The sequence below is a fragment of the Mesorhizobium sp. B1-1-1 genome, from assembly GCF_006442955.1.
Classification (GTDB): Bacteria; Pseudomonadota; Alphaproteobacteria; order Rhizobiales; family Rhizobiaceae; genus Mesorhizobium.
In genome coordinates this window covers 233,413-259,600 of sequence record NZ_VFWW01000007.1, presented here as the reverse complement: position 1 = coordinate 259,600, position 26,188 = coordinate 233,413, and the positions used below count along the sequence as shown (strand labels likewise).

Genomic DNA, 26,188 nt, shown 5'->3' with positions numbered 1-26,188 from the left:
GGTTCGAGTTGGGTAAAAACGGCAGCGGCGCGCGGGGGCGCTGAATGACGCAGCGCAACCACGCCATCCGCTACGGTTTCATCGTCCTGTTGTTCGGGCTCGTCGCTTATTTCGCGATCGCCGCCGACGGTTTCGTTTCGCCGCAAAGTGCGGTCTTCATTTTCCAGTCGGTCGCCATCACCGGCGTGCTGGCGCTTGGTGTCACCGCCACGCTGGTCGTTGGGGGTTTCGACCTGTCGATCGGCTCGGTCGCCACGTCAGCCATGATGGCGGCGGCCTATGTCATGGTCGTGCTGGAGCAGAACGCTGTCATCGCGGTCATCGTCTGCCTGCTGATCGGCGTTATCGTTGGGCTCATCAATGGTTGGCTGATCGTCTATATGCGCGTGCCGGACCTGCTGGCGACGCTCGGCATGATGTTCCTGCTGGTCGGCCTGCAGCGTATCCCGACCGAAGGCCGCTCGATCGCCACCGGCATGACCATGCCCGATGGCTCGGTCGCCAACGGCAAGTTCGGCGAGGCGTTCCTGGCGCTCGGCCGCCACCGCTTCGACTTCTTCATTCCCAATCTCGTTCCGGTCTCGGTCGTCGTCCTGGCGGTGCTCGCGGTGCTGATCTGGTTCTTCCTCGAATACACCCGCTTCGGCCGCATGATGTATGCAGTCGGCTCCAATGAGCGCGCCGCCGAACTCGCCGGCGCGCCTGTCAAGGCATACAAAATCTGGGCCTATATCATTTCAGGAGTTTTTGCCTCGATCGGCGGTATTTTGCTCGCCGCCCGGCTTGGACGCGGCGACATCGCCTCGGGTAATAATCTTCTGCTCGACGCTGTCGCCGCGGCGCTGATCGGCTACGCGGTGCTCGGCGCCGCCAAGCCGAACGCGTTCGGCACGGCCGTCGGTGCGGTCTTCGTAGGCGTCCTTCTCCAGGGTCTGACGATGATGAACGCGCCGTACTACACGCAAGATTTCATCAAGGGCGCCGTTCTGGTCGTCGCCCTTGTCTTCACCTTCGCTCTTTCCGGCAGGGGCAGGACATAGATTTCGACCGGGTTGCATTTCAACAAGTGGAGGAAACGACGTGAACATCACAAGAAGACTTTTGGGCAAGGCAGCGCTCGGGCTCGCCGGCGCGGCGTTGCTGATGCAGGGGACGGCCCTGGCTGCCGATCGCCCGGCACCGTTCGACAAGCCTGGCGTCAAGATCGCCCTGGTGCGCTATCTCTCGACCGGTGACTTCTTCCAGGCCTATCTGTCCGGCGTCGAGGCGCAGGCCAAGGCCCTCGGCGTCGACCTGCGCGTGCTCGACAGCCGCCAGGACGCCGCCCTCCAGGCCGACATGGTCGACCAGGCCATCGCGCTTGGCGTGCAGGGTATCATCATCCAGCACGGCCTGACGGAATCGATGAAGGACGCCGCCCAGCGCGCGGTCGACGCCGGCATCAAGGTGGTCGCTTTCGACGTCAACGTCGAAAACCCCAAGATCCCGCAGATCGAGCAGTCAGACCGCGACCTTGCGCGCCTCGCGCTCGAGCAGGCGGTCAAGGACAATGGCGAGAGCTGGAAGGCCGGCTATGTCTATGTCGCGGGCATAGCCCCGCTCGACCGCCGCAATGAAACATGGGTCGACGTGAAGAAGAAATACTCGGGCATCAACGAAGTCGCCATGTTCGGCACGCTGGACAACCCGATCGCCAACTCGGTCGCCAACCAGGCGCGCTCGGTGCTGACCGCCCATCCCGACATCAAGGTGATGTTTGCTCCCTATGACGAGTTCGCCAAGGGCGTGAAGATCGCCGTCGACGAGGCGGGCCTGAACAAGGACATCAAGATCTATTCGGCCGACATCTCGACCTCCGACATTGCGGCGATGCGCGAGCCCGACAGCGCCTGGGCGGCAACCGCGGCCACCAACCCGGCCGTCGTCGGCCAGGTCTCGGTGCGTGCGCTGGCGCAGCTGCTGGCCGGCGAAGACCCCGGCCACAACGTCGTCGTGCCGCCGACGCTGATCACCCAGAAGGACCTTCTCGACAAGGACATCAAGAACATGGAAGACCTATCGGCCAAGCTGCCGCAGTTCGCCCATGCTGATGTCGCCATGCCGGCCTGGATGCCGAACCCGAACGCGAAGTAGGCCAATCGATATTGCAATTCGCTCACACTTGGAACAGCCGCTTGCAGCAAGTGCAGGCGGCTTTTTTGCTGTCTTCATTCGTTGAACAGATCGGAGTAGGAGCCGGTGCGGGCAAGCCGCAGCTCATCGTCGGCAATGCGGTAGATCAAGAGCCAATCAGGTTCTACATGCGCATCCCGATAGTCTTTCCAGTCGCCTTTTAGAGGGTGATCCTTATAACGCGCCGGCAGTTCCAGTCCGGCGATGAGCAGGCCCAACAACTCGCGCAATTTAGCGAGGTCTTTGCCACGCTTCTCCATGCGCTTAACGTCCCTGCGGAATTGCCCGGAGTGAACGGGCGTCGGCATGTCAGATGCCCAAATCCTTGAACAATTCGTCGGCTGACGCGAAACGCTTGCCTTTGCCTTTTTCCAATTCGGCAATGGCCTTTTGGGTGGTTGCGTTCGGCACCTTCACCGGAAAGGGAAATTCCTTGTCGGCGGCGACGCGGACCAGCAGCAGGCGAATGGCGTCGGAGACCGACAGTCCCATTGCCGCCAGGGCTTCGGTAGCCTGGTCCTTTGTCGCGGCATCAATTCGAGCGCGGACAACCGTATCCGTAGCCATGTTGCGACTCCTTACTGTTGAGCCACAATGTAGCTACAAACGGGTGTTCTTGCAAGCCTGCCGTCTGCGCTGTGCGTGACCGTGCTACCGCAGCGCCGCCGCGATATTGCCGCCGTCGACCGTCGTTACGTCGGCGGTTGTGCGGTCGGCCAGCGCGTGGTGCAGGAAAGCCTGCGCCACGTCCTGCGCCGTCACCTCCTGGCCGAGCAGATTGCCGGACATGTACTCTTTTTCCGACACGCCGCGTGCGCCCGATCGGCTGGCGATCATGGCGTCGGTCAACAGCCCGGAGCGGATGCGGTCGGCATTGACGGCGTTGGAACGGATGCCATGCGCGCCGTAATCCAGTGCATATTGCCTGGACAGGAACAGCGTCGCCGCCTTCGGCACGCCGTAGGCGCCGAATTTCGGACCCGGATTGACCGCCTGCTTAGAGGTGTTGAACAGGAGAGCGCCGCCGGTACCCTGTTCGAGCATGATGCGCACCGCGTTCTGCGCCACCGACTGGTGGGCGAAGAAATTGAGCTCGAAGCTCTTGCGCAGCAGCGCGTCGTCAAGTTCGCCGATCCGGCCTTCCCAGGCGGCACCGGCATTGGACACCACTATGTCGACGCCGCCATACACGGCGACCGCCTTGTCGAAGGCTGCACGCACTTGGTCCGGATCGGTGATATCGGCGGCGACCCCGATCGAATTGTTGCCGGCCTTCTTGGCGGTTTCAGCGGCTTTTTCGCCATCGAGATCGACGACCACCGCATGCGCGCCATTATCCGCAAACAGCTTGGCGGTCGCCGCACCGATCGCACCGGCACCGCCAGTGATCAGCACGACCTGGCCGGTCAGCGGCTTCGGCTTGTTGGAGGCGAGTTTGGCCTGTTCCAGCGACCAGTATTCGAGCGGGAACAGGTCGGCCTTGGAAAGCGGATGAAAACGGCCGACCGCCTCGGCGCCACGCACGGCCTCGATCCACATTTCGCCGACATCGGAAGCGATCCTGGCATCCTTCAGCGTGCGGCCATGGCCGAACATGCCGAGCCCCGGCACCAGCGTCAGCCGCGGCATCGGGTCGAGCATGGTGCGTTTGACGTCGTCGAGCGCGTCATTGGTCTCGAAATAGGCGCGGTATTCCTTGGCGAAGGCGTCGACATGGTTCTTGATGACGGCCTTGTAGTCGCCGGCCTTGTCCGCATCTGGCGCCGGCACCGCCATCGGCCCGGTCTTGATGCGGATCGACAGGTCCGGCGTCGACACGCCGCGCGCGGCGTAGTCGGCGATCTCGGCCGAATTGATGAAATCGACGATCGCATCCGAGGTGCGGAAATCGCTGATCATGCGGTCGAAGCGGCCTTCGCCGCGTGCCACCGCCACGGCGCCGCGCAACATAGGAGCGATGGAAGCCGGCGTCGCGAGCTTCGCCGGAAGCGCGGCCTTTGCCGCCCTCGGCTTGGCGTGGCTGGCAACATACTCCTCGGCGACATTCACATAATGGATCATCCGGTCGTAGGCCTGCTTGGCGTCGTCGCCGAAGGTGAAGATGCCGTGCTTGTCGAGGATCAGTCCTTCCACATCAGGGTCGGCGTCGAAAACATCGGCCGCCGCCTTGGCGAGGTCGAAGCCCGGCATGATGTAGGGCACGTAACCCATCTTGGCCCCGAACACCGTCTTCACCAGCGGCTTGCTGTCCTCCTGGTCGACGATCGCCAGGATGGCGGTCGAGTGCGTGTGGTCGACGAATTTGTGCGGCAGGAAGGCATGCAGCAAAGTCTCGACCGAAGGATTGGGCGAGGACGGATCGATGAGGTTCGCCCGCTGCAGCGCGACCATGTCCTCGTCGGAGAGCTTGTTCAGCGCGCGCGCCTTGATGAGCGCGCCCATCTTCACCGCCGGCAAGCCCTGCGGCTCGATGACGGCCATGTCCCAGCCGCTGCCCTTGACGCACAGCACGTCCCATTCGTCGCCGACGAGGTCGGTCGCCTTGGTCTTGCAGGAAGTGTTGCCGCCGCCATGCAGCACCAGTCGCGGTTCGCCGCCCAGCAGGCGCGTCGTGTAGACGCGCAGCGCGAGATCGCGTCCGACGCCTTTCTTTGCATAGTCGGCAACCATCTTCTCCGCGTCGCCGTCATTCCACAGGTTCTTCATTAGCTTCGTCCAGTTGCTGTCATAGTGGTGAAACAGGAATGCCACGACGCCTTGATGACGGGCGCGGCAGGAATGGTCTCTAGGATACCTTTTTGCCTGGCGCTCCGGCATGATCCAGAAGCCGCTGCGCCATATCGGCGCCGACCACCAGATGCGTGCAAAGGCCGCCGGCGATCGCAGCGAGCAGGGGTTCGAACTTGCTGTTCTCCTGCACCACCATCAGCCGCTTCTGAATGGCGCGCAGCGAGGAAAGCTCCGCCGAGATCACCCGCCGGTTGTAGCCGCAGTCGAGCACCTTGCCCTCGGCATCGATGATCTGCCCGGCAATGACGCCGGCCGCGCCCGCCTTGCGCAGGTCGGCCATTTCGTCTGATGTCAGCGCGCCGCATTTGACCAGATGGCTGTCGGCATCGACGGCGCCGACCGAATACAGCGCCAGATCGCATTCGTGGATGCTCGACAGCTGTTCGCGGATTACAGGCTCGGCCCGCAGGCCGCGCGCCAGCTCTTCGGTGGTCAGCACGAGCGGCGCGTAGAAATTGATGCCCTTGGCGTTGAGCCGCCGGGCGATCTCCATCGTGCACTGGTCGGGACGATAGGAATAGGGCGCGCCGAGATTGCCGCAGAGCTGCACCACGGTGACATCCTGGAGATCGGCGTAGGACATGATGTCGGCGATCATGTAGACGGTGCGTCCCCAGGCGACGCCGATGCGGTCGCCTTTTTTCACCAGTTCGAGAAAGACGCTCGCCGCCAGCACCGCGATGTCGGTGGCGGGATCGGCGATATGGCCGTTTTCCGGCGCGATCCAGACCGCGTCGAGACCGAGTGCATCCTCGAGCTTACGCGCCATGACGTCGTCGGTGAAAAGCTGGGTCGAGGTCGAGATGTTGACGATGCCGGTCTCTCGCGCCTTGCGCAGATACATGGCAACCGAGGCGCGGGAAATGTTAAGCTGGCTCGCCACCTGGTCCTGGCGCAGGCCATGCGCATAATAGAGCCAGGCGGCCTTGTGGATAAGTTGTTCTGCCGGTCGGATTGCCATGCCTTCTCCTCGGCTGACATTAGTCACGGCTCTCGACAAAAGTCAAACCGCGCGGAGGTACGCGATGCCTTTACGCGCGCCAAATCTAGATCATCATTGCGCCAGACGCGCTTTGTCGTGGCATCGTTGCTGGTGACGCGGCCCCAGCCTGTGGTTAGAACATGTCGGCAAAGGGACATACGGGGAGGACACGATGGGCAACCCTTACGAACAGGATCTCGACAGGAACGCTGCCAACCACCAGCCGCTGACGCCGCTCACCTATCTGGAGCGGGCAGCCAAGACCTATCCCGATCATGTCGCCATCATCCATGGCCGGCAGCGCGTGACGTATCGCGATTTCTGGCGGCGTTCGCTGCAGCTCGCCTCGGCGCTCTCCAGGCGCGGCATAGGCAAGGGCGACACGGTGACGGTGATGCTGTCGAACACGCCGCCGATGCTGGAGGCACATTTCGGCGTGCCAATGACCAAGGCGGTGTTGCATTCGCTCAACACTCGCCTCGACGCCGCCGTGATCGCTTTCCAGCTCGACCATGCCGGGACCAGGGTGCTTATTGTCGATCGCGAATTCTCCGGAGTGGTTCGGCAAGCGCTCGATCTGGCCAAGGTGAAGCCCCTGGTCATCGACTATGACGATCCCGACTACGCCGCGGACGCTCCCTATCCGAAGGGTGGTCGCATCGGCACTCTTGATTACGAGGCCTTCGTTGCCGAGGGCGAGGAGAATTTCGCCTGGTCGATGCCAGACGACGAGTGGGACGCCATTTCGCTCAACTACACCTCGGGCACGACAGGCAACCCGAAAGGCGTCGTCTATCATCATCGGGGTGCTGCGCTGATGGCCTACGCCAACACCGTCCATGCCGGCATGGCCAAGCACGCGGTCTATCTGTGGACACTGCCGATGTTCCACTGCAATGGCTGGTGCTTTCCGTGGACCTTGGCCGTCCAGGCCGGCACCCATATCTGTCTGCGCTGGGTTCGGCCGAAGCAGATCTACGACGCCATCGCCGACCATGGCGTCACCCATCTGTGCGGCGCGCCGATCGTCATGTCGGTGCTGATCAACGCCAGGGATGAGGACAAGCGCCAGTTCCCGCAAGCCGTCACCTTCAACACGGCCGCCGCGCCGCCGCCGGAAGCGGTGCTCACCGGCATGGCCGATGCCGGCTTCGCCGTCACGCATCTCTATGGTCTGACCGAGACCTACGGCCCGGCGGTGGTGAACGAATGGCACAATGAGTGGGATCATCTGGAGAAGGGGCAGAGGGCCACGAGGAAGGCCAGGCAAGGCGTCCGCTACGCCGCGCTCGAAGGCCTCACGGTGATGGATCCCGAAACGATGACGCAGACGCCCGCCGACGGCCAGACCATCGGCGAGGTCATGTTTCGCGGCAACATCGTCATGAAAGGCTATCTCAGGAACCGCAAGGCCACCGACGAGGCGTTCGCCGGCGGCTGGTTCCACTCCGGCGATCTCGGCGTCATGCATGCGGATGGATATATCCAGCTCAAGGACCGCTCCAAGGACATTATCATTTCGGGCGGCGAGAACATTTCCTCGATCGAGGTCGAGGACGCGCTCTACAAGCACCCGTCCGTTGCGTCTTGCGGCGTGGTGGCGCGGGCGGACGAGAAATGGGGCGAGGTGCCGGTCGCCTATGTCGAGCTGAAGCCTGGCAAGACGGCGACCGAGGCAGAGATCATCGAGCATTGCCGCGCGCTGCTTGCCCGCTTCAAGCTGCCGAAAGCGGTGGTGTTCGCCGAGATCCCCAAGACCTCGACGGGGAAGATCCAGAAATTCCGGCTAAGGGAGATGGCGAAGAGTGGCAGCGCCAACTCGTAGCAGTTTGCACCAGCATCCGCGAGTTGGTCATCCCAGAGCGTTGCAGGAGCGAAGCTCCGTCGCGGAGCCCTAGGCTCCATGCCGCGACCCGGCAGCCGTGATCCGACGGCCGACAATGGCCCTCCAAGATTGTGGATGCTGGTCGGCCTAACCCTTTGAGCGAGTTATTTTTTCCGACAGAGGTCGCAGCATGGATTCTGAGAGTCTGCGCGTCGCTCCGCTCCTTGCTACGCCCTTGATGATGACGGGATGAGCGCCATTCGCAATCGGCAACGTCGGTCATTGCACACCTGCGACTGTCACCATCTGTCACCATTTTGTACGCGTACGCCGAATCCGTGTTGACATCGCGTTCCTTTCGATTTACGAGTGACGAAAATCAAAATTCATCACTAGTAAATCGAAAGAGGCTATGTCCGAAACCGCCAACCTCGTCGCCGATGCCGCCCGCCAGGAGAATGTAACGCGCATTCTCGATTGCGCCGAGCGCCTGTTCCGGCACTATGGCTACGGCAAGACCAATGTCGCCGACATTGCCCGCGAACTCGGCATGTCGCCAGCCAACATCTATCGCTTCTTTGCTTCCAAGGTCGAAATCCACCAGGCGGTCTGCGGCCGGATGCTCGGGGCCAGCTACAGGATGGCCTACGAGATCATGCATTTGCCGATCAGCGCCGAGGAACGGCTGCGGCGCTACGTGCACGCGCAGTACAAGATGACCATGGAGGTCATGCTCGACGACCAGAAGGTCCATGAGATGGTCATCGTCGCCCTCGAGCGCGATTGGGGCGTTATCGACAAGCATGTCGACAGTATCCATGATCTTTTTGCCGAGGTGATCCGCGAGGGCATCGCGGCCGGCGAATTCAGGGAGCAGGATCCGGTGATTGCGTCGCGCTGCTTCGGCGCGGCCACGGTCATTTTGTGCCACCCGCAGATGGTGGCCCAGTGTCTTGCCAAGACCAACCGGGCAATGCCCGACGACCTCATCGACTATGCGATCAAGGCCTTGAAGAAGTAGCCGCCGCCCGCCGGGCGCCGGTAACGACAATCAATCTCCAGTTTGGGAGTGCTAAGGTGTCTTCGTCCAATTCCATTATCCGCTGGCTGCCGGTTGCCGGCCTGATCGTCGCGTCGCTCGGCCTTGCCGGTTGTTCCCAGGAGAAGGCGGAGGTCAAGGATATCATCCGCCCCGTCAAGGTCGTCGAGATCGGCGCGGCGCAGACCACCCGCCAGCTCGATTATTCCGGCTCGGTGCGTGCCCGCACCGAGATGAATCTCGGCTTCCGCGTTGCCGGCAAGGTCACCGAGAGGCTCGTCGACATCGGCCAGCATGTCACCTCGGGCGACGTCCTCGCCCGCATCGATCCCTCCGATTACGAGCTTTCGGTCAAAAGCGCCGCGGCGAGCCTTGACGCCGCCGAGCGCCAGGTCGAGACGATGGATCTCGCCAGGAAGCGCGCCGAGCAGCTCTATGCCAAGAATTTCGCGCCGAAATCGCAGCTCGAGCAGGCGACGCTGGCCTACAACCAGGCGGTCGCGACGCGCGATGCCGCCCGCTCGACCCTCGCCCAGGCTCAGAACCAGGTCCACTATACCGACCTCAAGGCGAGCGAGAACGGCATCGTCACCGCGGTCAGTGCCGATGTCGGCCAGGTGGTCGGTGCCGGCACGCCCGTGATGACGGTTGCCGTCGATGGCGAGAAGGAAGTGCTGATCGCGGTGCCGGAAATGGATATTGCCGGCTTCAGGCCGGGCAAGGAGGTCAAGGCAAGCTTCTGGGCGGACGATGCGCTGACGCTTGCCGGCAAGGTCCGCGAAGTGGCCGGCAGCGCCGACCCGCAGTCGCGTACCTTCGCCGTTCGCGTCTCGCTTCCCAACGATCCGCGCGTGCTGCTCGGCATGACCGCCAACGTGCAGGCCTCGATCGACAGCAAGACCCAGCTGGTCTCGATCCCGCTCAGCGCCCTGGCTGAAAAGGACGGCCAGAAGATCGTCTGGGCCGTGGACCGCGGCAGCGACACCGTGCATTCGCGTCCGGTCAAGATCGCGAACTTCACCGCCGATGGCGTCGCGGTTGCCGACGGCCTCAAGCAGGGCGACGTCGTGGTTGCCGCTGGCACCCAGTTCATGACCGACAATCTGAAGGTCAAGCTGTCCGGCGATAGTCTCCAGCAGTCCGCCTCGGCGGCGGACGACGCTGCCACCAGCAGCCTGCGCTGACAGCCAGGCACTACGAAAGCCCCCCTGTCTTGGCGGCGCGAGCCGCAAGACCGGGCAGGCCATGGTTTCCGGGCGGCAGGCGCCCGATCGTCGAGACGCCGGCAAGATGGCTCCCCCGCATCATTGTCGCGTCACACGCGATGCGAGTCTCTCCGCTTGAGGGAGCTTCGCCGCCCGGAAGCCAGACGAAGAACGCATGAACGGCATGATGAACCTGCCCTGCAGATCAATTGGACTGGACTGGCGCCATGACCACCGACAGCAACACTGAAAAGCGGCCTTTCAACCTCTCGCGTTGGGCGATCGGGCATCCGAGCATCGCACGTTTCCTGTTCGGCCTGATCATCCTTGCCGGTGCGCTCGGCCTGATGCGCATGGGCCAGAAGGAAGATCCCGATTTCACCTTCCGCGTCATGGTCGTGCAGGCGATCTGGCCGGGTTCTTCGATCCAGGAGATGGAAGACCAGGTCGTCAACAAGATCGAACGCAAGCTGCAGGAAACGCCGCATCTCGACTTCGTGCGCTCCTACACGCGCGCCGGCAGCGCCATCATCACGGTTCAGATCAAGGGCGACACCAATGCTGCCCAGGTCAACGACGCCTTCTATCAGGTGCGCAAGAAGGTCGGCGACATAGCAGGCGATCTGCCGCAGGGCCTGCTCGGCCCCTATTTCAACGATGAATTCGGCGACACCTTCATCACCTTGCATTCGATCAGCGGCGATGGCTTCAGCTATCCCGAATTGAAGAAGTTCGCCATCCAGGCCCGCGATATGCTGCTGACGACGCCCGGCGTCGAAAAGGCGGTCATCATCGGCGACCAGCCCGAGAAGATCTATATCGACGTCTCGTCCAAGGCGCTGGCCGAGCGCGGCCTGACGCTGACTGACCTGCAGAACGCGATCAAGGGACAGAACAATGTCGACCCGGCAGGCTCTGTCGACACCGGCCTGCGCTCGGTCCGCATTTCGGTCGAGGGCGACGTCACCAGGGCGGCCGACATTCGCGAGCTGCGCTTGCGCGCCGGCAACCAGGTGACGCGCCTTGGCGATATCGCCACCGTGAGCTCGGGGCTGGAGGATCCTTTCGAGCGCAAGTACCGGTTCAATGGCCACGAGAGCGTCCAGCTCGGTGTCGTCATGGCCAAGGGCTTCAACGTCACCGATGTCGGCAAGGACGTCGAGGCGACCTACAAGCGATTCGAGGAGGCGCTGCCCTATGGCGTCTCCGTCGACCAGATATCGGACCAACCCGAGGTCGTCAGGGACGCTGTCAGCGAGTTCATGCATGCGCTCGGCGAAGCGCTGCTGATCGTGCTCGTCGTCTCGTTCCTGTCGATCGGCTGGCGCTCCGGACTTGTCATTGCGATCGCCATCCCGCTGGTCCTGGCCGCCACTTTCGCCATCATGTACGAGATCGGCATTGACCTGCAGCGCATTTCTCTCGGCGCCTTGATCATCGCGCTCGGCCTGCTTGTCGACGACGCCATGATCGTCGTCGAGATGATGGAACGCAAGCTGGAGGAGGGGCTGGTCAAGATCGAGGCGGCGGGTTTCGCCTATTCCTCGACCGCTTTCCCGATGCTGACCGGCACGCTGATCACCACCGCCGGCTTCATTCCGGTCGGCTTCGCCGCCTCCACCGCCGGCGAATATGTCCGCACGCTGTTCTACGTCGTCGGCATCGCGCTCGTCGTGTCCTGGTTCGTGGCGGTCTATTTCACGCCATGGCTGGGATATATGATCCTCAAGCAGCGCAAGCATGCCGGCTCCCACCACGACGTCTTCGACACCAGCTTCTATCGCCGGCTTCGCTCGACCGTTACCTGGGCCGTGCGCCATCGCATCATCGTGCTGACGATGACGCTGGTGACCTTCGCCGCCAGCCTGTGGGCCTTCCAGTTCATTCCGCAGAACTTCTTCCCGCAATCGTCTCGCCCGGAAATCCTCGTCGATCTCTGGCTGCCGGAAGGCACCAGCATCAAGGAAGTCGAGACGCAGGCCAAGGCGCTGGAAGCCAAGATGATGGACGACAAGGACAAGCGCTTCATCGCCACCTATATCGGTGAAGGCGCGCCGCGCTTCTTCCTGCCGCTGGACCAGCAGCTCAGGAATCCGAACTTCGCCCAGCTTCTTGTGATGGCCAATGACGAGCCGGCGCGCGAGCGGCTGATCGTCAAGCTGCGTACCATCCTGGCGCAGGACTTCCCCTCCATCCGCGGCAAGGTCGACCGCTTGTTCCTCGGGCCGCCGACAGGCTGGCCGGTGCAGATGCGCGTCATGGGTCCGGACCGCCAGGAAGTGCGGCGCATTGCCGACCAGGTGAAGGCGAAATTCCAGGCCAACCCGCTGCTCGGCGCCGTCCATGACGACTGGCTGGAACCTGTGCCGGCGATGAAGCTGGTCATCGACCAGGACCGCGCCCGCGCGCTGGGCGTCACCTCGCAGCGCATTCGCCAGATGCTGCAGGCGTCCATGTCCGGCGCGCCGCTGGGCGACTTCCGCGACGGCGAAGAAACGGTGTCCATCGTCGCCCGCGAGCCGGATGCCAGCCGCGCGCTGCTGTCCTCGGTCGATTCCATCTACATCCCGACCGATTTCGGTGGCTTCGTGCCGCTGTCGCAGGTGGCCAAGGTTGTGCCGGTGCTGGAGCAAGGCGTCGAGTGGCGGCGCGACCGCTTGCCGACCATCAGCGTGCGGGCGACCTTGCCCGACGGCGTGCAGTCCAACGACGTCGTCACCAAGATGTACAACGACATGAAGGGCCTGCGCGACGGCCTGGCGCCCGGCTACAAGATCGAGATCCAGGGCGGTGCCGAGGATTCGGCGGAAAGCCAGGCTTCCATCGCCGCCAAGGCGCCGATCATGCTGGCCGTCATCGTCATATTGCTGATGGTCCAGCTGCAGCATTTCGGCAAGGCTATGCTTGTTCTGGCCACCGGTCCACTCGGCATCATCGGTGCGGCCGCGGCCCTTTTGATCAGCGGCGCGCCGTTCGGCTTCGTCGCCATCCTCGGAGTCATCGCGCTGCTCGGCATCATCATGCGAAACTCCATCATCCTCGTCGACCAGATCGACCAGGACATCGCGAAAGGCATGGAACGCTCCGAAGCGATCATCGGCTCGGCTGTGCGCCGTTTCCGGCCGATCGTGTTGACGGCAATGACCGCGGTTCTGGCGCTGATCCCGATCTCGCGCGGCGTGTTCTGGGGGCCGCTCGCCTACGCCATGATGGGCGGCATTCTGGTTGCAACCGTGCTCACCATCCTGGTGCTGCCCGCTGGCTACGCCCTGTTCTTCGGCCGTGAGCGAAAGAAGGTGCCGACCGACGAACAGACGCCCGAACCGGAAACCGTCGAAGGCGTCGAGAGGCCGCAACTCGCTTTGGCGGCTGAATGAACCAAATCGGCCGGTCTCATTTGAGACCGGCCGATTTCTGTTCTTGCGGAGCCGAAGGCCGCTTGCCCGTCAGGCAATCAGATGACGAAAAACCAGTTGGCGATCAGCATTACCGCCACTCCGGCGACCAGCGTCAGATAGGGCAGCATGCCCGCCTTTTTCACCGAGAGGTCCGCTCCCGCCATGCCGAGGTCGGCCAGCATGTGGTCGGGGAACTTGCCGCCGTCCTGGATGTAATGGCGGAAGCAGAACACCGGGATGATCAGCGCCGCGGTGATCAGCCCGGCCCACAGCGCCATCGGGTTCCACACCTTGGCGCCGGCGCCCATGAAGATCGCGTTGACATAGGCGAAGATCGCCCCGATCCCCAAGAGCCACGTCGGGGCCTTCCATGGCCGCGCGATATGGCCGTTGTCGATGCGATGAATCCAGCCGGCATTGAGGTTGAGGAAGTTGAAGATGATGTAGCCGCAATTGGATACGGCGAGAATGAAGAAGAAGCTCGTCGCGTCGGCCGAGGCGATCGCCAGCACGATCAGGTTGAAGCACAGGTCGGTCCACATCGCCCGCGTCGGCGCGCCATGTTCGTTGACGTGACTGAGGTAGCGCGGCAGCCAGCCGTCGACGGAGCCCTGGTAGAGCGTGCGCGAGGAGCCGGCCATAGCCGTCATGATGCACAGCACAAGCGCCAGGATCATCAGCATCACCAGCAGGCTGTGGATAAGCCCGCCGCCGCCGACCATGCCGGCGAGAGCATCCGCCACGCCTGAGCCGTCAACGATCGGCGTCGCCAGCATGCCGTTGAGGCCGAGCACGCCCTGGAAGGTGAACGGCACCAGGATGAACAGCAGCATGCAGAGCAGGCCGGAATAGAAGATGGCCTTGAAGGTGTCGGTGCCCGGGTTCTTGAACTCGGACGTATAGCAGACGGCGGTTTCGAAGCCGTAGGTCGACCAGGCGGCGATGAACATGCCGCCGAGCACCAGCGTCCAGCCGGCGATGTTCCAGGCGCCGGGCTCTGGCGCATAGGCGGCGGCCAAGGGAACCAGCGGCGAGAAATTGGCCCAGTTGATCTGGCCGGTGAAGATCGGCACGACGCCGACGATCAGCATCGGGACGATGACAAGCAGGCCGATATATTTCTGCACATTGGCGGTGCCCAGGATACCGCGATGCTGGATCGAGAAGATCATCAGCATCAGCACGGCGCCGATGAAGAAGGTGGCGTTGAAGGTGAAGGACACCGGACCCAGCGTGTGGCTGAACGCCGACCACGTGCGGATCGCCGGGGTCGCCGCCGCGGTCACCGCGGTAATGGCGTCGCCGGCGCTCGTTCCGGCATGTGCCGCGATATAGGCGGCGACCTCGGGCGACGTGTCGGTAAAGATCGGCACCGGCGCCAGCGCATTGAGGATATAGGCGGCGGCGATCGAGCAGCCGAGCGAGAGCACCGGCGACCAGGCGAACCAGTTGCACCATACCGACAAGGGCGCGATGAACTTGGAGTAGCGCAGCCAGGCGGTGGCGCCGTAGATCGAGGCGCCGCCCGATTTGTTCGGGAACAGGCCGGCGATCTCGGCATAGGTGAAGGATTGCAGGAAGCCCATGACCATGGACACCGTCCAGATCAGGAAAGCGAGCGTCCCGGTCGTGCCGGCAATGCCGCCGATCGAGAACAGGACGAGGGCCGGGACGCCGCTCGCCACCCAGAAGGCGCCGCGCCAGTCGATATGCCTGAGCAGCTTGCTTTCGGCAGGCTGGTCCAGGACCGTGCTTATGGTGCTCATGTCGGTGAATTCCCCTTTTTGATGTTCCCCGCCGGCGACGCCTCGGCTGTGCGAAGCTTGCTCCCGGCCAATATCGCCGCGACTTCAGTGTTTCCACTCAGTCGTATTTTTTTCTTAGGAGTGAAGATTGATCCGGCGCGCTTTCACGTCAAGCGTTTTGTCGCGCCGTGCACATCACGCTTGCGGGCGGGCGCACAAATGTGCCCCGCGGCGCCGCCGACGGGCAATCCCGTATGCCCGGAAGGCCGCGGTCAGGAACGCGGCCTGGTCTTCTGCGGATCGTAATGGGCGAAGGCCACGACTCGCGCCGGCAGCCGCTTGGCGTGGCCGTCGAGCTTGCCGATTTCAACTCGCGCGCCGATGGCGGCGTGGGTGACATCGAGCCGCGCCAGCGCGATGGTCTTGTTCAGCACCGGCGAGCGCATGCCCGACGTGACGACCCCGATCTGGGCGCGGCCGACATGCACGCAATCGCCATGGCCGACCGCGACGTTGGCATCGATGTCGAGCCCGACCAGTTTGTTCTGCGGGTTCTCCTTGCGCCGGATCAGCGCCTCGCGGCCGATGAAGTCGTCGGTCTTGGACTTCAGCGGCACGGTGAAGCCGATGCCGGCCTCGAACGGGTCGGTCTGGTCGGAGAACTCGTAACCGGCGAAGATCAGCCCGGCCTCGATGCGCACCATGTCCAGCGCCTGCAGGCCCATCGGCTTCAATCCATGCGGCTGGCCGGCGGCCCAGATCGCGTCGAAGACCTTTTCGGCGTCGCGCGGATGACACCAGATCTCGTAGCCGAGTTCACCGGTATAGCCGGTGCGCGAGACGACGACCGGAACGCCATTGCCGCCGCCGATGCGCGCGACGGCGAAGCGGAACCATTCCAGTTCCTCGATCGACGGCTGCAGCGGCGAGGTCCAGATCACCTTCCTCAGGATATCGCGGCTCTTCGGCCCCTGCACGGCGATATTGTGCATCTGGTCGGTGGACGAGCGTACCAGCACGTTGAGGCCGAGCTTTGTCGCCGTCTCGCGCAGCCATTCGCCGGACAGATCGTCGCCGCCGACCCAGCGGAAATTGTCCTTGCCGAGCCTGAGCAGCGTGCCGTCGTCGATCATGCCGCCATGCTCGTAGCACATGGCGGAATAGACGACCTGGCCGACGCCGAGCTTCTTGACGTCGCGGGTCAGCGTGTACTGCAGCAGCGCTTCGGAATCCGGGCCGGTGACCTCGAATTTGCGCAGCGGCGACAGGTCCATGATCACGGCGTCCTGCCGGCAGGCCCAGTATTCGGCGATCGCGCCTTCCCTGGCGAAGGAGTTGGCCAGCCAATAGCCCCTGTACTCGACGAAGTCGCGGGTGTGCTTGGCAAAGCTCGAATGAAAGGAGGTCTCGCGGGTCATTTTCGGTTCCGAATCGGGCGTCATGCGTCTGGCGATCGCACGCGAGAATTTGTGCTGGCCGGAATAGGTGCGCACATGGATGTCGGTCAGGTCCCAGCCGTTGGCCGGCGTCGTGTCGTCGGGGCAGGCGGAGGACACGCAGACGATGTCGGTCAGGGCCCGCAGCAGCACATAGTCGCCGGGCCGCGACCATGGCTCGTCGGAGACCATGATGCCATGCGCGTCGATCGCCGTGTTGAAGAAGAAGTTGATAGCCATCCAGCCGGCGCGTGGCGTGACGCCCTTGTCCGACAGCGCGCGGTTGAAGTTCTCCGAGCAGTTGGCATGGCCGGGATAGCCGATGTCATCGTAATATTTGGCGGCGCATGCGAGCGCGAAGGCGTCGTGCCGGCCGCATGTGTCCTGCACCACTTCGACCAGCGGCTCCATGTCCTGGTCGTAATATTTCGAGTGCAGCCCCGGCGTCGGATAGCTCGCGCCCATCAGCGTGCGTGTCGTCGTCACATCGAGCGGATGGTCGAGCCCCTTGTCCAGCTTGCGCGCCGAAAAGCACTGGAAGTCGGTGCATTGGCGCCCGTCGACGTCGATGATCTGCAGATAGTCGCCGGCTTTGACGAAGTAGGATTCCGCCGTCGCCGAATGGACGCGCAAATCGAGCACCGGATCGGCGAGCGGGTCAGCCAATAGCGACTTCGCCGCCGGACGGATGGTGGCACGCCGCACGATCACGGTAAGCGGCGTCGCCGTATCATGGCCGTCGACCAGCATCGGCCCGCCGGGCGCGGCAATCACCACCGAGCCGACGCGCACGATGGTGAAAGCCTGTTCGGTGCCGGCCGGCGTGGCGCCGCCGAATACGCGCACCGCCTTGGCCTGGTCGAGCCGCACCTGCCGGCGCGCGAGCCCGCGCCGCAGGGACGCGAGGCTGTCATCGCCCTCGGCAAGCAGTGCCTTGATGCCGGCGGCATTGCTGTTGGATTTTTCCCCGAGGATGGAGGGATCGGTCGCACCGGTGCCATCCCATGCCAGCAGTTCGCAAGCCTGGCCGCCCTCGACATTGCGCACAGTGATGGTGTCGCCGGCCTCGACCTCGATCAGCACCGCACCATTGCCCTGGACCGTATAGCGCTCCATGCCCGGCGGCAGCGCGATCTGGCCGGGCCGCAGGATCAGGCTCGGCCGGGGTGGTCCGGATGCGACGGCAGGGTAGGGCGACTGGCTCATCTCAGCCTTGCGGTTCGAGAAACAAGTTTGCCTGTGTGTGAAATTATTTTAGCAGCAAGAATAGCAGTGCGGGTGGGTTTGGCAAGGCGGTGGTGGACTGGGTTCTTCCTTCTCCCCTTGTGGGGTCTGAAGGACGGGGCGAGATCCGTGGCTCGCCCCAGGGCGATGGATCAGTGCCCGGCGCCGAGACGGTTGAGAGGGTGGGTGACGGAGTGCCGTCATTGCCAAGCTGGAGCACCGCTCATCCGACCTCGCTCCGCGCGGCCACCTTCTCCTACAAGGGGAGAAGGGAAGGGCGCGCGCAAGGCTACGTCACTTCCTCGGAATGGCTGATATCCACACCATATTCCGCCGCCGCATCGAGCATCGTGTGCCACAGGCTCTCGGCAAAGGTCGCGAAGACCAGAGCGTTGAACATCGGCTGTCCGTCCGCCCGATCATTCCCACGCCAGAGCGAGACGCTGGTGTGATCCATCGAGGTTGCGGCGGCAGAGCCGACCGCGAACACACCGGCATGCAGATCGAGCGATGAAAGCTTGGCCAACATCGCCCGCGCCTTGTCACCGGAGATGCTGATCAGCGCCCGCGCATGCGACTGGTCGGACAGCGAAGCCGATCCGGCAAGCAGAGGAGCAAGCGCCTTCATCCCGTGCTTGCCACTCTTCGACAGCACGAAAAACTGATCCGGCCCGGACCAGATCAGCGTGGCATCCGCAATCCGCACCGCCTTGGGCGTATCCGGAGCGGCAATGCCGAAACGCGCATTCGCCGCCTTGGCCAGGTCACCCGCCTTGCCGCGCCGCGCCATCACTTGCACGAGGTCGAAATTGCGGATCTCAATCAGCGACACACCGGCCTCGCCATGCGCGCCATATGGCCCCGCGACCAGCGTTCGGTCGAGCGGGCTGCGGATGTCCCAGGTAAATTCAGCCACGCTGGCGCCCTCCATCCGGATCGTAGAAGACGGGATTGCACAGTTCGACATCATACTCCTCTGCGCGCAGCGGATCGTGCGCACGCACGATCTCGCCGATGCGCTCGCGGCCACGCTCGACAAGAGCAAGCCCGATCCATTGATCCGATGTCGGCGAGAAGCAGACCGAGGTCACATAGCCCTGGTCGTTGTCAGGTCCGGGCGTCTGGCCCTTCGGAACGATGTGCGCGCCGGAGCGCAGCCGCCGCGCCTTGTCGGTCGGCTTGATGCCGACGACGACCTGCCGGTCCGGCGCGACCAGCGCCTCGCGCCCGGCCATGACGCGGCCCACAAAATCCTTCTTGGTCGACATCATCTTGCCCAGGCCGAGGGCGGCGGCCGTGGTCGTGCCGTTCAGTTCCGGTCCGGCGACATGGCCCTTTTCGATGCGCATGACGCCAAGAGCCTCGGTGCCGTATGGCGTCACGCCGAACGGCTTGCCGGCCAGCATCAGATTGCGCACGAGCGCCTCGCCATAGCGCGCCGGCACCGAAATTTCGAACGCCATTTCGCCGGAGAAGGAAATGCGAAACAGCCGTGCCTTGATGCCACCGCGCAACGCAACTTCGCGCGCGCCCATGAACGGGAAGCCCTCGTTCGACAGATCCTCTGTCGGGTCGACGATCTCCTTCAGCAGATCTCGGGTCTTCGGCCCGGCGATCGAGAATTGCGCCCACTGGTCGGAGACCGAGGCCAGTTGCACGTCCAATTCGGGAAACAGCACCTGCCGGCAGAATTCGAGATGCTGCATCACCAGTCCGGCCTTGGCGGTGGTGGTGGTGAGGAAATAATGATCCTCGGCCAGCCGCGAGGTCGTGCCGTCGTCGTAGACGAACCCGTCTTCGCGCAGCATCAGCCCGTAGCGCGCCTTGCCGACGGCGAGGCTGGAGAAGGTGTTGATGTAGACGCGGTCGAGGAAGGCGCCGGCATCGGGGCCGTGCACGTCGATCTTGCCGAGCGTCGAGACATCGCAGAAGCCGACGCCGGAACGCACCGCCTTGACCTCGCGTGTGACGGATTCCAGCCAGTCCTTCTCGCCCGTGCGCGGATACCATTGCGCGCGCTTCCACAGGCCGGTGTCGACGAAGACGGCACCCTGTTCGACGGCCCAGTGATGCGAAGGCGTCAGCCTTGTGGCGTGGAAAGTCTCGTCGCGGTGATGGCCGGCAAAGGCGCCGATCGCGACCGGCACATAGGGCGGGCGGTAGATCGTGGTGCCGGTTTCGGGAATGGACTTGCCCGACACCGCGGCCATGATGGCAAGGCCGGCGACATTGGAGGTCTTGCCCTGGTCGGTCGCCATGCCGAGCGTGGTGTAGCGCTTCAGATGCTCGACCGACTCGAAGCCCTCGCGCTGCGCTAGTTCGATGTCGGAAGCAGTGACATCGTGCTGCTGGTCGACGAACGCCTTGCCCTTGCCGGCGACATGCCAGAGCGGCGTCAACGAGAACGCCTCGTCATCGGCGATCGGCGCTGTGCCGGCCTTGCCGCTGCGCCCGGCGTCGAGCGCGGCCGCCGCGCCTGCTGCAAACCCTCCCGCCAGGCAGGCGCCGAGACCGAACGAGCCATTGGCTGCACCGGCGGCGACCATGCCGGGAGGCGCTCCGTCGGGCACGAAGGCGGCGATGTCGTCGCGCCATTTCGGCCGGCCGCGATGATAGGAGGTGAGCCCGACCGCCGGGTTCCAGCCGCCGGAGACGGCAAGCCCGTCCGCTTCCACTTCGGCTCGCGCGCCGCCGGTGAGAGAGACGGAGATTTTCCTCACACCGTCCTTGCCGCCGTCCGCACGGCTGACGGCGCCATGCAGCACCGGGAAGCCGCTCTTCGAGGCGAGCGAACGATGGGCGGGCGAGACGTCAGGCCGTGCGTCGATGACCGCCGCAATCTGCAAGCCTGCGCCGAGTACTGTCTCGACCGTGCGCCAGCCATCCTCATTGTTGGTGAACAGCGCGATGCGTTTTGCCGGCGCGGCGGCATAGCGCGCGACATAGGTCCGCATGGCCGAAGCCATCATCACGCCGGGCGTATCGTTGCCGGCAAAGACGACCGGCCGCTCGAGGGCGCCGGCCGCGACGACGCAACGCCTGGCCACGATGCGCCACATGCGCTGGCGCACCTGGTGCTCGGGCGGCGAGGGCAGATGGTCGTTGACCCGCTCGATCGCGCCATAGGTGCCGCCATCGTAGACGCCGAACAGCGTCGTGCGGGTCATGATGCGGACATCGGGCATTGCCTCGAGTTCCGCCAGGGTTCGCGACAGCCACTCGGCTGCCGGCAGCCCGTCGATCGTGCCGCCATCCGAGAGCAGGCGGCCGCCGGGAATAAAATCCTCTTCGCACAGGATGACGCGGGCGCCGGAGCGGCCGGCGGCAAGGGCCGCCGCAAGCCCGGTCGGGCCGGAGCCGGCGATCAGCACGTCGCAATGCGCCCAGGCCTTGTCATAGTGGTCGGGATCGGCAACGCCGGCGGCGCGGCCGAGGCCTGCGGCGCGGCGGATCGCCGGCTCGTAGATCGCCTCCCAGAATTTGGCCGGCCACATGAAGGTCTTGTAGTAGAAGCCGGCGACGAAGATCGGCGCGAAGAGCTGGTTGACCGACATCACGTCGAAATGGAGCGACGGCCAGCGGTTCTGGCTGGCTGCCTCGAGCCCTTCATAGAGCTCGGCGGTCGTGGCCTTGGTGTTCGGCTCGCGGCGTGCGCCGGTGCGCAGTTCGACCAGCGCGTTGGGCTCTTCCGAGCCGGCGGTCAGAATGCCGCGCGGACGGTGGTATTTGAACGAGCGGCCGACCAGCTTGACGCCGTTGGCGATCAGCGCCGACGCCAGCGTGTCGCCCTCGAAGCCGAAGAACGTCTTGCCATCGAAGCGGAAGCTCAGCGGTGACGAACGATCGACGAGGCCGCCAGTGGAGAGACGATTGGACTGGGAGGAAATCACGATGCAGCCCCATGCACTGGCGTCGCGCTGCCCCTCATCGCCCTGCCGCTTCTTACCCTCCCCCTGGTGGGGAGGGTCGCTGCGAAGCAGCGGGGTGGGGGGGCGGCACCGACCCCCACCCGGACTTGCGGTCCGACCTCCCCACAAGGGGGAGGTAAAGACGTACCGGCCTTCACCGCGGCGCTGAGCTGGACAGAAAAATTCATTTCGCAACCTGCCTCGCCCCGGCGCCCGCCGCCGGCTCCACGGCCGAAATTTCGTGCGTCAGCGTGTTGCGGGTGACCTTCAGCCACGCTCGGCAGCCGCCGCCGTGGTACCAATTCTCGTCCATCACGCCGGCGACATTGTCGCGCAGGTAAACGTAGTCGAAGACGTCGTCCTCCGAAGCGCCAGCCTCCGGACGCATCGGCTTGGCGTCGCCGAGATAGGTGAACTCGCCGAGGTCGCGTTCGCCGCAGAAGGGACAGGTGATGCGCATGGCAGGGCCTTCAGTGCAGGTTCGGTTGGGCGCCCTGGCCCTTTTCGTCTATCATCGCACCAGACCGGAACCGGTCGAGGCGAAAGCGGGCGGCCTCCTTGTGGGATTGGTCGCGGGCCAGCAGGTGGGCAAAGACGAGGCCTGAGCCCGGCGTCGCCTTGAAGCCGCCATAGCACCAGCCGGCATTGAGGTAGAGCCCGTCGACCGGCGTCTTGTCGATGATCGGCGAGCCGTCCATCGACATGTCCATGATGCCGCCCCACTGGCGCAGCAGGCGCACGCGGCCGATCATCGGCATCAGCGCCATGCCGCCTTCGCAGACGTCTTCCATCACAGGCAAATTGCCGCGCTGGGCGTAGGAATTGTAGCCGTCTATGTCGCCGCCGAAGACCAGGCCGCCCTTGTCCGACTGGCTGACGTAGAAATGGCCGGCGCCGAACGTCATCACATTGGGGATGAGCGGCTTGATCGCCTCGGAGACGAAGGCCTGCAGCACATGGCTTTCGATCGGCAGGCGCAGGCCCGCCATCGCGGCGACACGCGAGGAGGAGCCCGCGACGGCCATGCCGACTTTCCCGGCGCCGATCTTGCCACGCGAGGTCTCGACGCCGGTCACCTTGCCGTTGGCGTCGCGCACGAAGCCCGTCACTTCGCAATTCTGGATGATGTCGACGCCGAGCGCGCTCGCCGCATGGGCGTAGCCCCAGACCACCGCGTCGTGCCGCGCCGTGCCGCCGCGCCGCTGCAAGAGCCCGCCTTGCACGGGAAAGCGCGCATTGTCGAAATTCAGGAACGGCATCATCTTCTTGACCGCGGCAAGGTCGAGCAATTCGGCATCGATGCCGTTGATGCGCATCGTGTTGCCGCGCCGCGCATAGGCATCGCGCTGCGCATCGGAATGGTAGAGATTGATGACGCCGCGCTGGCTGACCATCGTGTTGTAGTTGAGGTCCTGCTCCATCCGTTCCCACAGCTTCATGGACAATTCGTAGAAGCCGGTGTTGCCGGGCAGGCCGTAATTGGAGCGGATGATGGTGGTGTTGCGGCCGGCATTGCCGGAGCCGATCCAGCCCTTTTCCAGCACGGCCACATTCCTGATGCCGTACTCGCTGGCGAGGAACCAGGCGGTGGCCAGACCATGCCCGCCGCCGCCGATGATCACCACGTCGTAGCGGTCCTTCGGGCTGGCGTCGCGCCAGGTGCGCTGCCAGTTCTTGTGGCCGGAGAAGGCGGCGCGGGCGAGCGAGAAGATCGAATATTTCATACGTTCATTCCGAGGTCGCTCGCACGCTGCGCCGGTCAGATATCCAGCGTGTGGTCGCGCTCCCATTGCGTGAAGTGCGAAGCATAGGAATTCCATTCCTGGTGCTTCAGCTTTAGATAAGCCGACGAGAATTCCTCACCCAGCGCCGTCTTGAGCGATTTGTCATTGTCGAATTCGCGCAACGCGTCGAGCAGGTTGAGCGGCAATTTCGGCGCGCCCTCCACCGTGTGACCATGCTGGTACATGTCGATGTCGTAGCGCCTGCCGGGATCGGCCTTGGAGCGGATGCCGTCGAGGCCGGCGGCGATGATGACGGCTTGCAGCAGATAAGGGTTGGCCGCGCCATCAGGCAGCCGCAGCTCGAAGCGGCCGGGGCCGGGCACGCGCACCATGTGGGTGCGGTTGTTGCCGGTCCAGGTCACCGTGTTCGGCGCCCAGGTGGCGCCCGAAATGGTGCGAGGCGCGTTGATGCGCTTGTAGGAATTGACGGTCGGGTTGGTGATGGCGGCGAGAGCCGAGGCATGTTTCATGATGCCGCCGAGGAAGTGCTTACCGTTGGCCGACAGGCCGAGCTCCATCGAATTGTCGGCAAAGACATTGGTCTTGCCTGATTTGTCCCACACCGAGATGTGCGCATGGCAGCCATTGCCGGTCAGTCCCTGGAAGGGCTTGGGCATAAAAGTGGCGCGCAGGCCGTGCTTTTCCGCGATCGACTTGACCATGAACTTGAAGAAAGAATGCTTATCGGCGGTCGCCAGCGCATCGTCGAAGGCCCAGTTCATCTCGAACTGGCCGTTGGCATCCTCGTGGTCGTTCTGGTAGGCGCCCCAGCCGAGCGCCAGCATGTGGTCGCAGATCTCGGCGATGACGTCGTAGCGGCGCATCAACGCTTGCTGGTCGTAGCATGGTTTCGCCGCCGTATCATATTCGTCGGAGATCGTTTTGCCGTCGGGCGAGATCAGGAAGAATTCCGCCTCGACGCCGGTCTTGACATGCATGCCGTCGTTAGCGGCTTCCGCGATCAGTCGCTTAAGCGTGTTGCGCGGTGCCTGGTCGACCTCCTTGTCGTCCATGATGCAGTTGGCGGCGACCCAGGCGACGTCAGGCTTCCAGGGCAGCTGGATAACCGAATTCGGATCCGGCACCGCCAGCATGTCGGGATGTGCCGGCGTGAGGTCGAGCGAGGTAGCGAAACCGGCGAAGCCGGCGCCATCCTTCTGCATATCTGATATCGCCTGCGCCGGCACCAGCTTGGCGCGTTGCCCGCTGAACAGGTCGGTGTAGGAGATCATGAAATATTTGACGTTTTTCGCCCTTGCGAACTCTGCAAGATCAACTGTCACGGAAGTTCCCCATTTTTTGTCGATTGTTGGCCCTAGAGCATATGGCCTTCGGCCCTTTGTTGATCAGAAGCCGTTCTTCCCCGGTATCCAGTTGGTGCCGGCCAGCGGCACGCCGGCCATCGCGGCGGCCTCGATCGTGAGCGCGACGAGATCCTCGGGTTCGAGATTGTGCAGGCTGTTCTTGCCGCAAGCGCGGGCGATGGTCTGCGCCTCCAGCGTCATCACCTTGAGATAGTTCGCCAGCCGGCGGCCGGCGGCCACCGGATCGACCCGCTTCATCAGTTCGGGATCCTGCGTGGTGATGCCGGCCGGGTCGCGGCCCTCGTGCCAATCGTCATAGGCGCCTGATGTGGTGCCGAGCTCGTTGTACTCCGCCTCCCAGCGGGGATCGTTGTCGCCGAGCGCGACAAGGGCAGCCGTGCCGATGGAGACCGCGTCGACGCCGAGCGCCAGCGCCTTGGCGACATCGGCGCCGTTGCGGATGCCGCCCGAGACGATCAGCTGCACCTTGCGATGCATGCCGAGATCCTGCAGCGCCTGCACCGCCGGCCTGATGCAAGCGAGCGTCGGCTGGCCGACATTCTCGATGAACACTTCCTGCGTCGCCGCCGTGCCGCCCTGCATGCCGTCGACGACGACGACGTCGGCGCCGGCCTTCACCGCAAGCGCTGTGTCGTAATAGGGGCGGGCGCCGCCGACCTTGACGTAAATCGGCTTTTCCCAGTCGGTGATTTCGCGCAGTTCGAGAATCTTGATCTCGAGATCGTCCGGCCCGGTCCAGTCGGGATGGCGCGAGGCCGAGCGCTGGTCGATGCCCTTGGGCAGCGTGCGCATCTCGGCGACGCGATCGGAGATCTTCTGGCCGAGCAGCATGCCGCCGCCGCCGGGCTTGGCGCCCTGGCCGACGACGACCTCGATGGCATCGGCGCGGCGCAGATCGCGCAAATTCATGCCGTAGCGCGACGGCAGGTATTGGTAGACGAGCTGCTTGGAATGGCCGCGCTCTTCCTCGGTCATGCCGCCGTCGCCGGTCGTGGTCGAGGTGCCCGACAGCGTCGCGCCGCGCCCGAGCGCTTCCTTGGCCGGGCCCGACAGCGAGCCGAAGCTCATGCCGGCGATGGTGATCGGGATTTTCAGCTCGATCGGCTTCTTGGCATGGCGTGAGCCCAACACGACTGATGTGTCGCAGCGCTCGCGATAGCCTTCGAGCGGATAGCGCGAGATCGATGCGCCCAGGAACAGAAGGTCGTCGAAATGCGGCAGCTTGCGCTTGGCGCCGGCGCCCCGGATGTCATAGATGCCGGTGGCCGCGGCGCGGCGGATCTCGGAAAGCGTGTAGTCGTCGAAAGTCGCGGATTTGCGCGGCGTCGTCGGCGGGTTGCGATAGGTCATGCTGC

At 64.0% G+C, this 26,188-nt stretch carries 18 protein-coding genes; 6 read left to right on the top strand and 12 right to left on the bottom strand.

What is annotated here, in order from left to right:
- Window positions 1-44 precede the first annotated feature (44 nt).
- Window positions 45-1,040: an ABC transporter permease gene (locus tag FJ986_RS16565; protein WP_140520875.1), complete on the top strand. Its 996-nt coding sequence runs from the start codon at window positions 45-47 to the stop codon at window positions 1,038-1,040.
- 40 nt (window positions 1,041-1,080) lie between these two features.
- Window positions 1,081-2,133, top strand: a complete 1,053-nt coding sequence (locus FJ986_RS16560) for a substrate-binding domain-containing protein (RefSeq protein ID WP_140520874.1) — start codon at window positions 1,081-1,083, stop codon at window positions 2,131-2,133.
- 74 nt (window positions 2,134-2,207) lie between these two features.
- Here FJ986_RS16560 and FJ986_RS16555 read toward each other — a convergent pair whose 3' ends face one another.
- From FJ986_RS16555 to FJ986_RS16540, 4 genes are all read right to left on the bottom strand, one after another.
- Complete coding sequence (locus FJ986_RS16555) at window positions 2,208-2,480, bottom strand: type II toxin-antitoxin system YafQ family toxin (RefSeq protein WP_140559322.1); 273 nt, start codon at window positions 2,478-2,480, stop codon at window positions 2,208-2,210.
- Between the two features lies 1 nt (window position 2,481).
- The gene (locus tag FJ986_RS16550) at window positions 2,482-2,739 is read right to left on the bottom strand and encodes a type II toxin-antitoxin system RelB/DinJ family antitoxin (RefSeq protein WP_140559323.1); all 258 of its coding nucleotides are present in this window, start codon (window positions 2,737-2,739) and stop codon (window positions 2,482-2,484) included.
- 84 nt (window positions 2,740-2,823) lie between these two features.
- On the bottom strand, window positions 2,824-4,878 hold the full coding sequence (locus FJ986_RS16545; protein ID WP_140559477.1) for a bifunctional aldolase/short-chain dehydrogenase: 2,055 nt from the start codon (window positions 4,876-4,878) through the stop codon (window positions 2,824-2,826).
- A gap of 79 nt (window positions 4,879-4,957) precedes the next feature.
- Window positions 4,958-5,923, bottom strand: a complete 966-nt coding sequence (locus tag FJ986_RS16540) for a sugar-binding transcriptional regulator (RefSeq protein WP_140497839.1) — start codon at window positions 5,921-5,923, stop codon at window positions 4,958-4,960.
- Window positions 5,924-6,116: 193 nt separating this feature from the next.
- Between FJ986_RS16540 and FJ986_RS16535 the strand changes: the two genes are divergently transcribed.
- The 4 genes from FJ986_RS16535 to FJ986_RS16520 all read left to right on the top strand — a co-directional run bounded on the left by FJ986_RS16535 (window position 6,117) and on the right by FJ986_RS16520 (window position 13,390).
- Complete coding sequence (locus FJ986_RS16535) at window positions 6,117-7,769, top strand: acyl-CoA synthetase (protein WP_140520870.1); 1,653 nt, start codon at window positions 6,117-6,119, stop codon at window positions 7,767-7,769.
- Between the two features lie 412 nt (window positions 7,770-8,181).
- Entirely contained in the window at window positions 8,182-8,790 is a 609-nt protein-coding gene (locus tag FJ986_RS16530; RefSeq protein WP_140497843.1) for a TetR family transcriptional regulator, read from the top strand.
- Between the two features lie 56 nt (window positions 8,791-8,846).
- Window positions 8,847-9,992, top strand: a complete 1,146-nt coding sequence (locus FJ986_RS16525) for an efflux RND transporter periplasmic adaptor subunit (RefSeq protein WP_140520869.1) — start codon at window positions 8,847-8,849, stop codon at window positions 9,990-9,992.
- Window positions 9,993-10,240: 248 nt separating this feature from the next.
- Window positions 10,241-13,390 carry an efflux RND transporter permease subunit gene (locus FJ986_RS16520; RefSeq protein WP_140520868.1) on the top strand — a complete coding sequence of 1,050 codons (3,150 nt, stop codon included), beginning with the start codon at window positions 10,241-10,243 and terminating at the stop codon, window positions 13,388-13,390.
- A gap of 77 nt (window positions 13,391-13,467) precedes the next feature.
- Here FJ986_RS16520 and FJ986_RS16515 read toward each other — a convergent pair whose 3' ends face one another.
- The 8 genes from FJ986_RS16515 to FJ986_RS16480 all read right to left on the bottom strand — a co-directional run bounded on the left by FJ986_RS16515 (window position 13,468) and on the right by FJ986_RS16480 (window position 26,183).
- A complete protein-coding gene (locus FJ986_RS16515) occupies window positions 13,468-15,177 on the bottom strand; it encodes an APC family permease (RefSeq protein WP_140564312.1) in 1,710 nt (569 codons plus the stop codon).
- A gap of 251 nt (window positions 15,178-15,428) precedes the next feature.
- A complete protein-coding gene (locus tag FJ986_RS16510; RefSeq protein WP_140675079.1) occupies window positions 15,429-17,798 on the bottom strand; it encodes an aminomethyltransferase family protein in 2,370 nt (789 codons plus the stop codon).
- Window positions 17,799-18,105: 307 nt separating this feature from the next.
- The gene (locus FJ986_RS16505) at window positions 18,106-18,732 is read right to left on the bottom strand and encodes a sarcosine oxidase subunit gamma family protein (protein WP_140675076.1); all 627 of its coding nucleotides are present in this window, start codon (window positions 18,730-18,732) and stop codon (window positions 18,106-18,108) included.
- Window positions 18,725-21,706, bottom strand: a complete 2,982-nt coding sequence (locus FJ986_RS16500) for a sarcosine oxidase subunit alpha (protein WP_140675073.1) — start codon at window positions 21,704-21,706, stop codon at window positions 18,725-18,727. The genes FJ986_RS16505 and FJ986_RS16500 overlap by 8 nt, the downstream gene beginning before the upstream one ends.
- A 202-nt stretch (window positions 21,707-21,908) precedes the next feature.
- Window positions 21,909-22,184, bottom strand: a complete 276-nt coding sequence (locus FJ986_RS16495) for a sarcosine oxidase subunit delta (RefSeq protein WP_140520863.1) — start codon at window positions 22,182-22,184, stop codon at window positions 21,909-21,911.
- A gap of 10 nt (window positions 22,185-22,194) precedes the next feature.
- Window positions 22,195-23,448 (bottom strand): sarcosine oxidase subunit beta family protein, encoded by a 1,254-nt coding sequence (locus FJ986_RS16490; protein WP_140497859.1) that lies wholly within the window; start codon window positions 23,446-23,448, stop codon window positions 22,195-22,197.
- Between the two features lie 35 nt (window positions 23,449-23,483).
- The gene (gene glnT, locus FJ986_RS16485; RefSeq protein ID WP_140675070.1) at window positions 23,484-24,791 is read right to left on the bottom strand and encodes a type III glutamate--ammonia ligase; all 1,308 of its coding nucleotides are present in this window, start codon (window positions 24,789-24,791) and stop codon (window positions 23,484-23,486) included.
- 63 nt (window positions 24,792-24,854) lie between these two features.
- Window positions 24,855-26,183: an FMN-binding glutamate synthase family protein gene (locus FJ986_RS16480; RefSeq protein ID WP_095771140.1), complete on the bottom strand. Its 1,329-nt coding sequence runs from the start codon at window positions 26,181-26,183 to the stop codon at window positions 24,855-24,857.
- Between the last annotated feature and the right edge of the window lie 5 nt (window positions 26,184-26,188).